The sequence below is a fragment of the Hymenobacter convexus genome (assembly GCF_030580955.1).
In the GTDB taxonomy this organism is placed as follows: Bacteria; Bacteroidota; Bacteroidia; order Cytophagales; family Hymenobacteraceae; genus Hymenobacter.
In genome coordinates this window covers 107,855-121,802 of the sequence record NZ_JAUQON010000003.1, presented here as the reverse complement: position 1 = coordinate 121,802, position 13,948 = coordinate 107,855, and the positions used below count along the sequence as shown (strand labels likewise).

The 13,948-nt window shown below is 62.3% G+C and carries 15 protein-coding genes; 7 read left to right on the top strand and 8 right to left on the bottom strand.

The annotated features are described in order from the left end of the window. Positions 1-158 precede the first annotated feature (158 nt). The gene (locus Q4S41_RS07090) at positions 159-1,094 is read left to right on the top strand and encodes a T9SS type A sorting domain-containing protein (protein ID WP_305030403.1); all 936 of its coding nucleotides are present in this window, start codon (positions 159-161) and stop codon (positions 1,092-1,094) included. A 148-nt stretch (positions 1,095-1,242) separates the two neighbouring features. On the opposite strand, the gene Q4S41_RS07085 is transcribed toward Q4S41_RS07090, so the two are convergent. Continuing rightward, the gene (locus tag Q4S41_RS07085; RefSeq protein ID WP_305010230.1) at positions 1,243-1,509 is read right to left on the bottom strand and encodes a hypothetical protein; all 267 of its coding nucleotides are present in this window, start codon (positions 1,507-1,509) and stop codon (positions 1,243-1,245) included. Positions 1,510-1,659: 150 nt separating this feature from the next. Here Q4S41_RS07085 and Q4S41_RS07080 point away from each other — a divergent pair, with 150 nt between their 5' ends. The 6 genes from Q4S41_RS07080 to Q4S41_RS07055 all read left to right on the top strand — a co-directional run bounded on the left by Q4S41_RS07080 (position 1,660) and on the right by Q4S41_RS07055 (position 7,069). Then, positions 1,660-1,920 (top strand): hypothetical protein, encoded by a 261-nt coding sequence (locus tag Q4S41_RS07080; RefSeq protein ID WP_305030402.1) that lies wholly within the window; start codon positions 1,660-1,662, stop codon positions 1,918-1,920. 104 nt (positions 1,921-2,024) lie between these two features. Continuing rightward, complete coding sequence (locus Q4S41_RS07075; RefSeq protein ID WP_305030401.1) at positions 2,025-2,228, top strand: hypothetical protein; 204 nt, start codon at positions 2,025-2,027, stop codon at positions 2,226-2,228. A 50-nt stretch (positions 2,229-2,278) separates the two neighbouring features. Then, the gene (locus Q4S41_RS07070) at positions 2,279-2,698 is read left to right on the top strand and encodes a hypothetical protein (protein ID WP_305030400.1); all 420 of its coding nucleotides are present in this window, start codon (positions 2,279-2,281) and stop codon (positions 2,696-2,698) included. Positions 2,699-2,836: 138 nt separating this feature from the next. Continuing rightward, complete coding sequence (locus tag Q4S41_RS07065) at positions 2,837-4,309, top strand: GDSL-type esterase/lipase family protein (RefSeq protein WP_305030399.1); 1,473 nt, start codon at positions 2,837-2,839, stop codon at positions 4,307-4,309. A 41-nt stretch (positions 4,310-4,350) separates the two neighbouring features. Next, on the top strand, positions 4,351-5,607 hold the full coding sequence (locus Q4S41_RS07060) for a GDSL-type esterase/lipase family protein (protein WP_305030398.1): 1,257 nt from the start codon (positions 4,351-4,353) through the stop codon (positions 5,605-5,607). Next, positions 5,579-7,069, top strand: coding sequence for an MBOAT family O-acyltransferase (locus Q4S41_RS07055; protein WP_305030397.1), 1,491 nt, complete (start codon positions 5,579-5,581; stop codon positions 7,067-7,069). Before Q4S41_RS07060 ends, Q4S41_RS07055 begins: the two co-directional genes overlap by 29 nt. Positions 7,070-7,104: 35 nt before the next feature. Here Q4S41_RS07055 and Q4S41_RS07050 read toward each other — a convergent pair whose 3' ends face one another. From Q4S41_RS07050 to Q4S41_RS07020, 7 genes are all read right to left on the bottom strand, one after another. Next, positions 7,105-7,437 carry a DMT family transporter gene (locus Q4S41_RS07050; protein ID WP_369811259.1) on the bottom strand — a complete coding sequence of 111 codons (333 nt, stop codon included), beginning with the start codon at positions 7,435-7,437 and terminating at the stop codon, positions 7,105-7,107. Between the two features lie 41 nt (positions 7,438-7,478). Beyond that, positions 7,479-8,468 (bottom strand): sterol desaturase family protein, encoded by a 990-nt coding sequence (locus Q4S41_RS07045; RefSeq protein WP_305030395.1) that lies wholly within the window; start codon positions 8,466-8,468, stop codon positions 7,479-7,481. A 175-nt stretch (positions 8,469-8,643) separates the two neighbouring features. Continuing rightward, the gene (locus Q4S41_RS07040; protein ID WP_305030394.1) at positions 8,644-9,534 is read right to left on the bottom strand and encodes an N-acetylneuraminate synthase family protein; all 891 of its coding nucleotides are present in this window, start codon (positions 9,532-9,534) and stop codon (positions 8,644-8,646) included. A 101-nt stretch (positions 9,535-9,635) separates the two neighbouring features. After that, positions 9,636-10,442, bottom strand: coding sequence for an SDR family oxidoreductase (locus tag Q4S41_RS07035; protein WP_305030393.1), 807 nt, complete (start codon positions 10,440-10,442; stop codon positions 9,636-9,638). A gap of 158 nt (positions 10,443-10,600) precedes the next feature. After that, positions 10,601-11,935 (bottom strand): aminotransferase class III-fold pyridoxal phosphate-dependent enzyme, encoded by a 1,335-nt coding sequence (locus Q4S41_RS07030; protein WP_305030392.1) that lies wholly within the window; start codon positions 11,933-11,935, stop codon positions 10,601-10,603. A gap of 128 nt (positions 11,936-12,063) precedes the next feature. Beyond that, positions 12,064-13,017, bottom strand: a complete 954-nt coding sequence (locus Q4S41_RS07025) for a transketolase family protein (protein ID WP_305030391.1) — start codon at positions 13,015-13,017, stop codon at positions 12,064-12,066. 69 nt (positions 13,018-13,086) lie between these two features. Continuing rightward, entirely contained in the window at positions 13,087-13,944 is an 858-nt protein-coding gene (locus Q4S41_RS07020) for a transketolase (RefSeq protein WP_305030390.1), read from the bottom strand. Positions 13,945-13,948: the final 4 nt, after the last annotated feature.

Sequence of the window (13,948 nt, the reverse complement as noted above, 5' to 3'; positions counted from 1 at the left end):
GGCGCAACAGGAGGCCTTGCCGGCGCCCCCCGGTCGTGGATGATGCGGCAGCCCAGCGCGGTGGTCGCCCCAGTTTTTGCTACATGCGCAGACGCTAGGCAACCCCAGACGTCCCTCAGGCATCTGGTTGTTAATCCATCACTTATCCATACTTCCAAATGAAAGCACTTTTCCGCTTTGCCCTTGCGGCCGCATTGCCTTTTGCGCTGGCGCCGGCCCGGGCCCAGACCATCGCCAACCTCGATTTTGAAACCTGGAGCAACCGCACCACCGCCGTGGCGGCCGGCGTGGAGGCCCCGGCCAACTGGCAAACCTTCGACGATGTGCTCAGCGCCGTGGTGGGGGTTGCGCTGCCCGTCAGCTCCAGTACCGTCACCAAAAGCACCGACGCGCACGGCGGCAGCTACGCCGCCCGGCTCGAAACCAAAACCTTCGCGCTGCTGGGGGCCACGGTTCCGGGCGCGATGGCGCTGGGCAGCCGCTACATCGATTTCGGCAGCCTCTACAGCGGGGTGCCCTACACCAGCCGGCCCACCCAGATGCAGTTCTACTACAAGCTGACCGGGCCCGGCGCCGCCACCGACCGGCCCGGCGTATCGGTTTCGCTCACCCGTACCACGGGCGGGGTATCGACCGACATTGTCCTGGCCTTCCTGCCATTAGCCCCGGCGGCCACCTACACCCTGGCCACCGTGCCCCTGACCTACCTGTCGGCCGCCACCCCCGACTCCGTGCACATCGAGTTCTATTCCGCCGGGGGGCAGAACCCCCTGCCGGGCACCGTGCTGCTCGTCGACGACGTGGCCTTTGCCACGCCCACCGCCACCCGGGCCGGCTTGCCGGAAGCGCCCGTGAGCGTGGCCCCCAACCCCAGCGCTGACGGGCGGTTCGTGCTCAATAGCTCCGAACCCGCCCTGTTGGCCGCGCCCTTCACCGTGACCGACATGACCGGCCGCGTGGTGCTGCAAGTCCCCGCGGGCAGCCCGGCTACGTCCCGCGCCCTCGACCTGGGCTCCCAGGCGGCGGGCCTTTACACATTGCAGCTGCAAACAGAAAGGGGCGTGGTGGTACGCAAGCTGCTGGTGGTGCACTAACGCGCGGCTGCCAAAACAAAAGCCCCGCCTGGCCGGCGGGGCTTTTTTTATGCGTAATGCTGTGTCCTTCAAATGTTTGCAGTCGCCAAACAAAAAAGCCCCAGCTGCTGGACGCAACTGGGGCTTTTGCCAAAAAGAAACCGGCGGGCTAATTCAGCCACACGCGCTCAATGATTTCGAAGCGGTGCGGGGCAAAGGCGTTGAAGTAAGGGGCTTCGCCCTGGAAACCGAGCACGTGCACCAGGTCCGAGCCTTCGGCCTTGCCTTCCGTCACGCGCACGGCATATACCTGACCCTCTGTGGGCCAGTCGCCTACGTGCTTGGCGGGGCGGTTGCCGTCGTCGACGCACACGGCATAATCAATGAAAGGCGCCGTGGTGGTGGCTTCGGCGAGGGTGTGATTCGTGACTTCCATGGTATCAAAAATAGCGAATTGCCTCCTTATACACGGCCGTCGCCGTCCTGGTTCCGGCCGTGGCCCGGCCTGGCACCAAGGCAGGCGGGCCGTTGCGATGAGTATCTGCGCCTCTTTCTATCTTTGGCCGTACTTCACCATTTGCTGCACATGGCCTTAAACTTTGATGAATTCCAAAAAGTCGTAGAAACGGCGCAACAAGCTGACGCGGTTAAAGCCGATTTGAAACGCGCCCTGCGCAAGGTCACCACCACGTTGGGGGCCCTGCAAGCCGCTCTGGGAGAAATGGAAGCCGCGCTGGCCGACGACTACGTATCGACGCCCCGCACGCGCAAGCCCCGCACCCCCCGGCCGGAAACCGAGGGCGCCGCGCCCGCCAAAAAGCCTGGCCGGCCCAAGAAAAACGCGTAACGCCGCGGCCTTCCGCACCACGTCCAAAGGGCGCTTACCCACCGGTAAGCGCCCTTTTTCAATGGGTACCACGGCCATCGCGCCCGGCCGCTTAATTTTGCGGCATGGAATTTCAGAAAAAGAAATATGTGTTTCGGGGCATGGACGGCTTTGCCGGCTTCCGCAACGGGCAGGAGTATGAGCTGGAGATACGCGCCACCGAAGCCACCGACGAGCAACCCAGTGAAATCGTGATTATTAACCCCGTTTCGCGCCTGCATACTTACTGCAGCAAGCAAGAATTCAACCTGCGCTGGGAGCGGCGCTAGGCTTGTTCGAAGCTGTTTTGCCGCCGCCTCGGGCTACCTTTGCCTCCGCTATGGCCCTTGGTACACCTCGCGTACACTTTCAGAATGCCGCCGGGCAGGTCCTCGAACAGCCGGCGGGTAGTTACGTCATCATTCGCTACACCCCCGGCCCGCGCCAGTTTGCCGACCTGCAAACGCTGCTCGGGTACGCCAAGCAGCTGCTGGCCCTCCGTCAGTGGCACAAAGTAGTGGCCGACCACCGGCGTATGACGCCATTTACGCCCCCGGAATCGAGCTGGGTGACCGACTGCTGGCTGAGCATGCCCAGCACCCGGATGCAGGATTTTTACGGCGCCGTGCTGCTGCCCGCCGAAGTGCTGGCCCGCATCCCCGCCGACGAAATGGCCAACGAGGCCACGGCCAACGCCCTGACCTACCGCCGGTTTGCCGACGAGCCCGAAGCCGCCGCCTGGCTAAGCCAATTGGCCTAGCGTACCATCGGTGCCACTTCGCCACGCGCCGGCTGGTTGCGGCGGCGTTGCGGGTATAACTCAAACGTTATCCAGGTCGAAGCCCAGACAATCGGTTGGCGGCCGGCGCCTTAAGTTTGCAGGCCCTGGCACTATTGTATGAATTCTTTGCGCTCGCAGAACCCGTTTTTGCTGGTTTTGCTTACGGTGGGCTTTCTGGGCCTGCTTTCGTTGTTGAAACCGGGCCTTGAAGTGAGCGGCGTGAAGCTGCGCCCGGTGCGGCTGCTAGCCGACGTGTGGCGGCCCACTCCCGGCGCCGTGGCCGCGCTGGCGCCCCCGCCGCCCAATGGCCCGGCCGTCCCAGCCGCCCCCGGCACCGGCCCACGCGCCACCCCGGATACCGTTGCGGCACCCACGGCGGCGCCCGCCGCGCCCCAACCGCCGGCCCTAGCCAACCTGCCGGGCCTCGACCGCTTCGTGGCCGCCCTGCGCCAAACCAAAGCCACGGGCAGCAAAACCCGCATTGCCTACTTCGGCGATTCGATGATTGAGGGCGACCTGCTCACCGGCGACCTTCGCAACCTGCTCCAAACCCAGTTTGGGGGCACTGGCGTAGGGTTTGTGCCCATCAACTCAGTGTCGGCCGACTTTCGCGAAACCATCCACCAGACCTTTTCGCCCGATTGGTATGAGCTGAATATGGTGTCGGACCAGCGGCCGGGCACGGCGCCGCTGGGCATTGCGGGGCAGGTGTTTCTGCCCCGCGTCATCTCGAATTACGACAGCACGCACATTGTGTCCGATACCAGCTGGGTTGATTTTCGGGCGGGGCAACGCTTCGCGCCGCTGCGGCGCTTCGCCCAGGCCCGACTGTTTTACGGGCCCGGCGGCGCGCGCGACCAGGTGCTGGCCACCACCGACGGACGCCTCGTGTCCCACGCCCTCCCGGGCACGGCCGCGCTCAACGAATTGGTGCTCAAGCCCGGCGTGCCGGCCCGGCGGCTGCGGTTGGCCTTCGCCACCCACGGCCCGCGCCCGGTGTACGGCGTCAGCTTCGAAGGCGCGCAGGGCGTGACGCTGGACAACTTTTCCTTTCGCGGCAACGGCGGCATGTCGCTCAATCGCATTCCGTTCGAGCAACTGGCCGCTTTCGGTAAAATGCTTGATTATCAACTTGTCATTCTGCACTACGGCGTGAACGTGGCCCAAACCGGCCTCACCGACTACCGCTTCTACGAGCAAGCCATGACCCGGGTGGTCGACCGCATGCAGCGGGCTTTTCCGCACGCCAGCATCCTCATCGTGGGCATGAGCGACAAAAGCGCGCGCGTCGACGGCGAATTTGTGACCGACCCCACCGTGCCGCTGCTGCTGGCGGCGCAGCAGCGCCTGGCACGCCGCACCCACGTGGCGTTCTGGAACCTGTTTGCGGCCATGGGCGGCCAGAATTCCATGACGAACTGGGTGGAACAGGCCCCGCCGCTGGCCCGCAACGACTACACCCACATCAACTCCTTGGGTGGGCAGCGCATGGCCCGCCTGCTCTACACCTACCTGATGGGCGAGTACGCCCGCCCCAGTCCGACCCCAACCGCGCGGCCCGACAGTACCGCCCGTGCCCAGGCCCGCTAGTGTGGTTAATGTTGATAGATATTTGATTTACAGAAGTTAATTTGAAGTATTGCCTTCACCTGTTCGTGGTTTGGCTGCTGCTGGGAAGCGGCCGGCCGGTGTGCGCGCAGGCGCTGGGGCGGCTCGACAGCCTGCGGGCGGCCTATCCGTTTCTGCGCACATCGGCCAATCACATCGAGAATGCTCAGCGCGGCTTGCAGCACTTCTACCGGCGGCTGGCCCAACTGCCGGTGTATCCCAACGAGCTGCCGGGCGAGCGGGTGAGCGTGGTGCACATCGGCGACTCGCACCTGCAGGCCGACGAGTTTTCGGGACGGGTGCGGCGCGAGTTGCAGCGCACCTACGGCAACGCGGGGCGCGGCCTAGCGTTCCCCTTTGGCGTGGCGAAGACGGGTGGCTCGGCCACGTTTCGCACCGCGCCGACGGCCGGGCGCTGGCGCGCCCGCCGCGTGCTGGCCGCGCCCGATAGCACGCTGCCCATCGGCCTGAGCGGCATCAGCCTGGCCACGACCGACACGGGCGCGGCTTTCACGCTGCGTATCCCTGCCCGGCGCTGGCCCGACTACCGTTTCAGCCGGCTCACGCTGCTACGTGCGCCCGGCGCTACGGCCCTCGATTGGCAGGTGCACGACGCTCGGGGCCGCCTGCTGGCCACTGTGCCGGGCGCCGGACCGGGCCTGTCATCGGCGGTGGTTTTCGATTCGCTGCGCGATTTTGTGGAGCTGCGCACCGTGCGCCGTAGCTCCCGCCAAATCAGTGCGCGGCTCTACGGCCTCCTGCTCGATAACGGCCGGGCCGGGCTGGTGTACCACGCCATTGGCGTAAACGGAGCGGCCGTGCGCCACTACAACCGCGCCCCGCAGTTTTTCGCGCAGCTGCCCCTGCTCCAGCCCGATTTGCTTATCGTATCTCTCGGCACCAACGATGCGTACGATGCTGGATTCGACCCTCAGCGCTTCGCCCAGCAGCTCGATACGCTGGTGAGCCGCCTGCGCCGCGGCAGCCCCCAGGCCGATGTGCTGCTTACGGCCCCAGCCGATTCCTACCGCGCCCGCCGCCACCGCAACCCCGATTTGGCGCGCCTGCGCACGGTGCTACAGGCCTACTGCACTGCCCACGACTTGGCTTACTGGGATTTTGCCGTCGTGCAAGGCGGCTACGGCTCCATGCGCGCCTGGCAGACGCACGGGCTGGCCCAGCCCGACCTCGTTCATTTCACCACCAAAGGCTACGAACTGCAGGGCCTTTTGCTTTACCTCGCGCTTCAGGATGGATTTTCGCTACCTCCGCCCCGATAATATCGACCTCGACCGGCTGCTCGACCAGTTCCGGTATCACCCCAAAAGCCCGCTGATATTCAACACGGGCTTCTTTCTGCTGCTGTTTCTGGCGTTTCTGGCCGGCTACCAATTGCTGCGCAACCGGCACCGGGCGCGGCTGCTCTACGTCACGGCCTTTTCGCTGTTTTTCTACTACAAGTCGAGCGGGCTCTACTTCCTACTGCTCGTGTTTTCGACGATAGTAGAATACAACTTCGCCCGCTGGATTGCCGATTCCGACAGTCCCGGCCGGCGCAAATTGCTGCTCACGCTCAGCTTGTTGGTGAACCTGGGCATGCTGTTCTACTTCAAGTACACCAATTTTTTCCTGAGCGGCTACCAAGCCCTCACCGGGCAGCCGGTGCCGGTGCTGCACGTGCTGCTGCCGGTGGGCATCTCGTTCTACACCTTCCAGACGCTGAGCTACACCATCGACGTGTACCGCGGGCAAATCAAGGCCCTGCGCAACATCTGGGACTTCGCGTTTTTCGTCACGTTTTTCCCGCAGCTGGTGGCCGGGCCCATTGTGCGGGCGTCGGATTTCATTCCGCAAATCGCCAAGCCGCCATTCATCTCGCGCGAAGACATGGGCCGGGCCGTGCTGCTCATCGCGGCGGGCCTGTTCAAGAAAGCCGTCATTTCCGACTACATCAGCCTGAACTACGTGGAGCGCATTTTCGGCAACCCCACGTTGTTCAGTGGAATCGAAAACCTGCTAGGCGTGTACGGCTATGCGCTGCAGATTTACTGCGACTTTTCGGGCTATTCCGACATTGCCATCGGCATTGCGCTGCTGCTGGGCTACCGGCTGCCGCCCAACTTCCTCTCGCCCTACCAAAGCACGAGCATCACCGAGTTCTGGCGGCGCTGGCACATTTCGCTCTCGTCGTGGCTGCGCGACTACCTCTACATCCCGCTAGGCGGCAACCGCAAAGGCGTGGTCCGGCAATACATCAACCTGTTTCTGACCATGCTGCTCGGTGGCCTCTGGCACGGCGCTTCGCTCACGTTTGTGGCCTGGGGCGCGCTACACGGTGCCGCACTAGCGGTCGATAAGCTATTCCAAAAGGTAGTTCGGCCGGGCAATGGCTGGCTCATCAAGCTGCTGGGCTGGTTCATTACCTTCCATTTTGTGTGCTTCTGCTGGATATTTTTCCGGGCCGGCACCTTCGAAGTGGCCCTGCAAGTCATCCACCAAATCACGCACAGCCTGCGGCCCGATTTGCTGGGGCAGGTGCTGGCCGCCTTCCGGCCTGTATTTGCGCTGGTGGCGCTGGGCTACCTGCTGCATTTCATCCCCGACGGCCTCACCCTACGGCTCGAAACGGCCCTGGCCCGCCGCTCGGTGGTGGAGCAGGCGGTGCTGCTCACCCTCGTCATCTGGCTGGTGATTCAGGTGAAATCAGCCGAAATTCAGCCCTTTATCTACTTCCAGTTTTAATGCCAGAACGCCGGTTCCGGCCTGTGGCAACCGCTTTATTCTACCCGGCGCAAGCCCAGTACGCCAATGATAATCAGGCTGGTGAAGAACACACTCTGCCACGAAAAGGGCTGCTTCAGGTAAAGCGCATCGACCAGCTTGATGCCCACCACGGCCAGCGCCATCCAGGCCGAGTAGGCGGTGGCGGTGGGAATATCGCGCATGGCCAGCGACAGAAAATATACGTTGGCCAGCCCGAAACCCACGTAGGCCAGCAGCGGCAGCACCGGCAGCAGCAGCCCCGGCTGCCCCAGGCTGTGCACCCAGGCTATTTCCTTGATGCGCTGCATGCTCAGCGCTTTGAGGCTATACGTCCAGCAAACCTCCATGAAAGAGGCTAAAAACAGGGAAAACCAGGGATTGAGCAAGGTTAGCGGGAAAGAGCGGCGGAAGGGGAGGAAGCGGTTTCGGCAACTGGGGTGGCGCCAAAATTACCGCCCGGCCGTTGCGCCGGGATGGTTTCGGTGTAGGGCTCGGGCACGGGCCAGCCGTGCAGCGGCTTCAGGGCCGGCACACGGTCGGTGAGCTTGGTGAGCAGGCGCCCGCGGATGCCGTGGTAGGCGCGGAACAGCCGGGAGCGTTTGGCCAGCTCCGCCTCATCGAAGCGGGCCACGGAAAAGACGTGCTGGCTGAAATAATCCTTCGGGAAGGCGTAGGGAAGGCCCCATTTCAGGGGCTTGTGGTCGGGGCGGTAGGCGGTGCCGAAAATCCAGTCCCAGAAGGCAAATTTGGTGGAGAAATTGGCGTAGAACACTTCCTCGTGGTCGGCGTGGTGCCAGAGATGCATCTCGGGACCGTTGATGAAGTATTGCAGGCGACCCGAGCGCACGTCGATGTTGCAGTGAATCCAAATGCCCCACACGGCGTCGATGCAGGCCTTGATGGGCACCACCATGGGGTCGGCCCCAAGCAGGATAATGGGCGCAAACTCAATGGTTTGGTTGATGATGATTTCGAGTGCGTGCGAGCGGGAGCCCGCCAGCCAGTCCACCTGCTTGCCCGAATGGTGCGCCTCGTGGGTGCGCCAGAACAGCGGGCTACTGTGCTGAAACCGGTGAAACCAGTAGATGTAAAAGTCGTGCGTCACCACGAAAAACAGCACCTGCACCCAAATCGGCCAGCCCGTCACAAAATGCAGCTTCGAGAACCCAAAGTGCTGGTCGAGCGGCTGAATGATGTAGTCGAAAATGATGATTTTCAGCGCGTAGCTCTGCACGAAGGTATAGAGCACCAAATCAGTCCAGAAGCCCTCGCGGAAAAATGGCAGGCCCTTGCGGTATGGAATAATGCGCTCCAGCGTAATCACGATGGCCACCCAAATCAGCAGTATGGCCGTGGTGATGAATTCGACTTTGGGCATGGTGTGGGGGCAGATGTTGAGATTAAAAGCACGTCATGCAGAGCGCAGCGAAGCATCTTTACCGCGCAACGCAATCCAATCGAAAGGATTAATGACTGCGGTAAAGAGGCTTCGCTGCGCTCTGCATGACGTCCTTTATTCGTTCAGGTATTCCTTTCGGTTCAACCCAAACACCCTACTTCTGGTTCGGCGTCAGCTCGCGGCGCAGGCGGGCGCGGGGCTCCAACTCGGAGTCGTATACGCGCTTCACGCCATCGCCGAGGCCTTCTTCCACGTCGCGGATGTCGCGCACGAGCTTGGCCATGCCGCCGGGCTCCACCGAAGCAGCGTGGTCGGAACCCCACATGGCGCGGTCCAGCGTGAAGTGGCGCTCCACGAAGGAGGCGCCCAACGTCACGGCCGCTACCGTGGTAGCCAAGCCGGTTTCGTGGCCCGAGTAGCCGATGGGCGTGCCGGGGAACATGCCTTGCAGCACGGGCACCATACGTAGGTTCAGCTCGGCCGGCGGGCAGGGGTAAGAGGAGGTGGAGTGCGCAATCATGAGCTTATCCAGACCCACCCATTTCACGGCCTGGTTGATTTCATCCAAGGTGCTCATGCCGGTGCTCAGCATCAGCGGGCGGCCGGTGGCGCGCACGCGGTCGAGCAGGGGCTTGTCGGTGAGGGAGGCCGAGGCCATTTTGTACATCACCGGCGCGAATTGCTCCATAAAATCCACCGATGGCTCGTCCCAGCACGAGGCAAACCAGTCGATGCCCAGAGCACGGCAGTAGTCGTCGATGGCCGTGTATTCGGCCTGGCCGAACTCGGTTTTGCGCTTGTAGTCGATGTAGCTCATGCGGCCCCAGGGGGTGTCGCGCTGCTTTTCCCACTGGTCTTTGGGCACGCACAGCTCGGGCGTGCGCTTCTGGAACTTCACGGCGTCGCAGCCGGCCTTGGCGGCTTCGGAAATGAGCTGCTTGGCCAGGTCGAGCGAGCCGTTGTGGTTGATGCCGATTTCGGCAATGATGTAGGCCGGGTGGCCCGCGCCAATGAATCGGTTTTTACGGATTTCAACAGCTTGCATAAGATGTTTGGTTTTAGTTGTTAGTTGCTCGTTGTCAGTTGTTAGGTTGTTGAGTTGAACGTCTGAGACTAACAACTGACAACAAGCAACTGACAACTAAATCAGATTGCCGTCCAGCCGCCGTCCACCACCAGGTTGGCCCCGGTCATGTAGGCCGACGCATCCGATGCCAGAAAAACTACGGCCCCCTGATAATCGGTAGGCGTAGCCATGCGGCCCAGCGGCGTTTTGGCGCTGTATTGCTTGATGAAAAATTCGTCTTGGCTGTTTTCGACGCCGCCGGGCGAGAGCGTATTCACCCGCACGCCGGCCGCGCCCCAGTAGGCTGCCAGATAGCGGGTGAAATTCACCACCGCGCCCTTGGTCATGGGGTAGGAGGGTGATTTGTAGAAGGTTTGCTCGCCGGCCTCGTTGCGGTAAATGCTTTGGTCAGGGCCCACGATGCCGTAGGTGCTGGCCACGTTGATGATGCTGCCGTGGCCCTGTTGCGCCATAGGCGTGCCGAACACCTGCGCCGCCAGGAAAACACCCGTCACGTTCACCTCCAGCACTTTTTGGAAAGTGGCCAGCGGAAAATTCTCGAATTTGCTCAAATCGGCTGCCAGCGCCGGGTTCTCGAACATGTCGTTAATGGCGGCATTGTTCACCAGCACATCGATGTGGCCGAATTGTGCCAGAATCTGGTCGCGCGCGGCGCCCAACGACTCGGGATTGGTAACATCAACGGCTAGCGGCAGGTGCGGGCCGCCCGGCAGCCCGGCCGCTGTAGCTGCGCACGCGTCCGCGTTGATGTCGGCCACAATCACGTTGGCGCCGGCATTGGCCAGGGCTTCGCAGTGCTTGCGACCAATAAGGCCGCAGGCGCCCGTGACGATGGCCGTTTTGTTGGTAAGGTCGAAGAGATTCAAGAAGTAGTTGGGTGGATTTTGCTAGAAATATGACCGTCATGCAGAGCGCAGCATCTCGCGTGCCGCACTAATCAATGATGTTGCAACGATTGAGCTACTACCACACGCGAGATGCTTCGCTGCGCTCTGCATGACGGTCGTGTATCGTGGACTTCCGGTCACTTCGCCTTCACCGGCGCAGCGTTGGTCACTTTGCGAAACACCGCTTCTACCGGCTCACCCAGGAGGCGGGCGGCCACGTCGCCGGCTTCGATGGCTTCCTTCAGCAGCAGCAGCACCTCACGGTAGGCGGCCAGGGTGTGGGCCACGTCGGCGTCGGTGTGCGAGAAGCACATGTTGTGGAAACCGCCCCACATGATGCCGCGCTTAAACAGCTCCTGCTGCATAAACGCCTTTATTTCCATGCCGTTGCCGGCCGAGGTGTCAAAGGTGACGATAGTACGGCAGTCGTAGCCGTAGCACTTGGTGTACTGGCTCAGGCCCAGCTCGGCGGCAATTTCGTTGTAGCCGTCCTTGAGTTTTTTGCCCTGCTCGGCTAGGCGGGCGGGCACGTTCTTCTCGCGCATCTCGGTGATGGTGGCCACGGCGGCAGCTAGGCTCAGCGCCTCGCCCCCGAAGGTGGTGAAGAAGAACACATCCTGCTCAAACAGCTGCATCACATCGCGCCGGCCGGTAAGCAGAGCGATGGGCATGCCGTTGGCAAAGGCCTTGGAATACACCGCCAAATCGGGCGTGATGCCGAAATATTCCTGAGCCCCGCCCACGGCCACGCGGAAACCCGTCCACATCTCGTCGAAGATGAGCAGCGTGCCGTTTTCCTTGCACAGGCGGGCCACTTCGTGCAGGAAGTTGTCCTTGGGCGCGTCGAAGATGAACGGCTCCAGAATCACGCAGGCTACGTCATCATCGAGCAGCGCTTTCAGCGAGTCGATGTTATTATACTCAAACGCGGCCACCAGGTCCTTACTTTCCTGCGGGATGCCCTTGTCGCGGCTGGTGGTGCCAATGTACCAGTCGTGCCAGCCGTGGTAGCCGCAGCATAGCACCTTATTGCGCCCCGTGAAGGCCCGCGACACGCGCACGGCCGCCGAGCACACGTCCGCGCCGGTTTTGCTGATGCGGATGCTTTCGGCGTTCGGTATAATCTCGTGAATCAGCTCCGACAGCTCTACCTCCAGCTCGTGCATCATCGAGAAGGTGATGCCGTCTTCGAGCTGGGCACGAATGGCATCGTCAACTTTTGGATAAGCGTAGCCCAAGGAAATGGGACCGATACCCATTTGGAAATCAATGTACTCGTTGCCGTCCACGTCCCAGATGTGGGAGCCCTTGGCGCGCTTCACATACTTCGGGCTCACACCTTTGGTATACTGGCCGGGGCCTTTGGCGAGCGTCTGCGTTACGGGCGTCATGATGCGCTGGGCGCGGGCGTACAGCTCGTCCGACTTAGTGATGTCGGGGTAATTTTCGTTGAAAGAAACGGTGTTGGGCATGGGGTTGAGGTGGTTTCGTTGACGGTAGAGACGCAATATTTTGCGTCTCGTCGTTGTTGATGTTGCTTAAATATGAGGAGGCGGTGCAGTTCCGGTCGTTCAACGACGAGACGCAAAATGTTGCGTCTCTACTCCGCAAACTCGTTTTCGAGCACGGCCGGGCCTTCGGCAATGGCCGCGCCCGACTCGCCCAGATACTCCGTAATACGGCGAGCAATGTGGTGGCCGGTGAAGCCTTCGTACTCCAGCACGGCGCTCAGGCGGCCGGGGCGATACCACCGCTCCTCTAGCGCCAGCGGCAACACGCGGGCCGTGAGCTGGTTGCGCAGAAGCACTTCAGCCAGAATTGAGTAAAGGCCGCCGGTGACGAAATGGTCTTCTACCGTCACAATGAGGGAGCCGCGGCGCACCACCTCCAGCAGCGCGGCTTCATCAATTGGCTTGAGGCTGCGCAGGTTGATGAGGCCCACCGACTTGCCCTGGGCCTGCAACAACTCGCGCGCCACCAGCGTCTGCTCGAACAGCATGCCGTAGGTGAGGATGGTGATGTCGGTGCCCTCGGCCACGATTTCGGCCTTGCCTATCTCGAATAGGGCGTGCTCATACGTGGCCGGCCGGGTGTTGACGCGCACGTAGGCGGGCTGAGGCGAGGCCCAGATGGCCGGTAGCATGGCCAGCATATCCTGCTCATCGGCAGGCGCGAAAACCGTCATGCCGGGGATGCCGCGCATGAGGCTCACGTCTTCGATGGCTTGGTGCGTCGGCCCATTGCCATCTGACAGGAAACCGGGCACGAAGCCGCTCAGCTTCACCGGCAACTGGCCGATGCCCACGTCGGTGCGGATAAATTCAAAAGCCCGCAGCGTAAGAAATGTGGCCAATGCATGCAGAATGGGCACCCGGCCGCGCAGGGCCAAGCCGGCCGCCGCGCCAATCAGTGTTTGCTCCGTGATGCCGGTATCGATGAAGCGCGGGCCGAGCACGGCGGGCAGGTTGCGGATGAGGGCGCGGTTTTCGGCCGTCATCACCACGATGCGCTCATCGGCGAGGGCCGTTTGTTTGATTAGTTCTTCGTAGGTCATGGGATGTAGCGCGGACTTTTAGTCCGCGAATGAATCGGTTACCCGCGGACTACAAAGTCCGCGCTACTATTAACGTACCGTCAGCGTTTCGCTCGTGAGCGTGGTGGCCTCCTGGCTGTGCAGTTCGCGCAGCAATTCCTGTACCTCATCGGCCGAGAAGTTGCAGAACCAGCGGTCGGCGCGGGCTTCGATGCTAGGCAAGCCGCGGCCGCGCACCGTGTCGCAGATGATGACCGAGGGCTTGGTGTCGGAGAAGGGGAGGGCCGAGAAAGCGTCTTCCAACTGCGCGAAATCGTGGCCGTCAATCCGGCGCACCTCGCAGCCAAAAGCCTCAAACTTGGGCGCCATGGGCTCCAGCGGAATCAGGTCTTCGGTGGCCACGTTGGCCTGGAAGTGGTTGCGGTCGACCACCAGCGTCAGGTTGTTGATTTTGTGGGCACTGGCCACCAGCAGGCTTTCCCACACCGTGCCCTCGTTCAGCTCGCCGTCGCCGGTGATGACGATGACCTTGTTGTCCTGTCCGCGCATTTTGCAGTCCATGGCCACGCCCAGGGCCACGCTGGGCAGGTGCCCCAGCGAGCCCGAATGGAACTCCACGCCCGGCACGTTCCGGTTGGGGTGCCAGTAGATGTGGTCGTCGGTGCTCAGGTGCTGGTCGAGGCGCGCTTTGTCCATAAAGCCGAGTTCCACGAAGGTGCCGTAGAGGGCGGGCACGTCGTGGCCCTTGCTCAGGAACAGGTAGTCGCGGTTGGGGTCCTGCAGGTTGTCAGGGCGCACGTTCAGGCAGTCGGCGTAGAGGTACACCAGCAGGTCGGCGCAGCTCAGCGAGGCGCCGGTGAAGCAGCCGCCGTCGGTGCTCAGGCGCACGATGTGCTCGCGCACGCGCAGGGCCAGCTGCTGTAGTTTCTGTTGTTGCTCAGGAAGCATGGGT

Bases quoted from the DNA above. Each gene is read 5' to 3' on its own strand.
- Q4S41_RS07090 (WP_305030403.1), top strand. From the start codon at position 159: ATGAAAGCACTTTTCCGCTTTGCCCTTGCGGCCGCATTGCCTTTTGCG.
- Q4S41_RS07085 (WP_305010230.1), bottom strand. From the start codon at position 1,509: ATGGAAGTCACGAATCACACCCTCGCCGAAGCCACCACCACGGCGCCT.
- Q4S41_RS07080 (WP_305030402.1), top strand. From the start codon at position 1,660: ATGGCCTTAAACTTTGATGAATTCCAAAAAGTCGTAGAAACGGCGCAA.
- Q4S41_RS07075 (WP_305030401.1), top strand. From the start codon at position 2,025: ATGGAATTTCAGAAAAAGAAATATGTGTTTCGGGGCATGGACGGCTTT.
- Q4S41_RS07070 (WP_305030400.1), top strand. From the start codon at position 2,279: ATGGCCCTTGGTACACCTCGCGTACACTTTCAGAATGCCGCCGGGCAG.
- Q4S41_RS07065 (WP_305030399.1), top strand. From the start codon at position 2,837: ATGAATTCTTTGCGCTCGCAGAACCCGTTTTTGCTGGTTTTGCTTACG.
- Q4S41_RS07055 (WP_305030397.1), top strand. From the start codon at position 5,579: ATGGATTTTCGCTACCTCCGCCCCGATAATATCGACCTCGACCGGCTG.
- Q4S41_RS07050 (WP_369811259.1), bottom strand. From the start codon at position 7,437: ATGGAGGTTTGCTGGACGTATAGCCTCAAAGCGCTGAGCATGCAGCGC.
- Q4S41_RS07045 (WP_305030395.1), bottom strand. From the start codon at position 8,468: ATGCCCAAAGTCGAATTCATCACCACGGCCATACTGCTGATTTGGGTG.
- Q4S41_RS07040 (WP_305030394.1), bottom strand. From the start codon at position 9,534: ATGCAAGCTGTTGAAATCCGTAAAAACCGATTCATTGGCGCGGGCCAC.
- Q4S41_RS07030 (WP_305030392.1), bottom strand. From the start codon at position 11,935: ATGCCCAACACCGTTTCTTTCAACGAAAATTACCCCGACATCACTAAG.
- Q4S41_RS07025 (WP_305030391.1), bottom strand. From the start codon at position 13,017: ATGACCTACGAAGAACTAATCAAACAAACGGCCCTCGCCGATGAGCGC.
- Q4S41_RS07020 (WP_305030390.1), bottom strand. From the start codon at position 13,944: ATGCTTCCTGAGCAACAACAGAAACTACAGCAGCTGGCCCTGCGCGTG.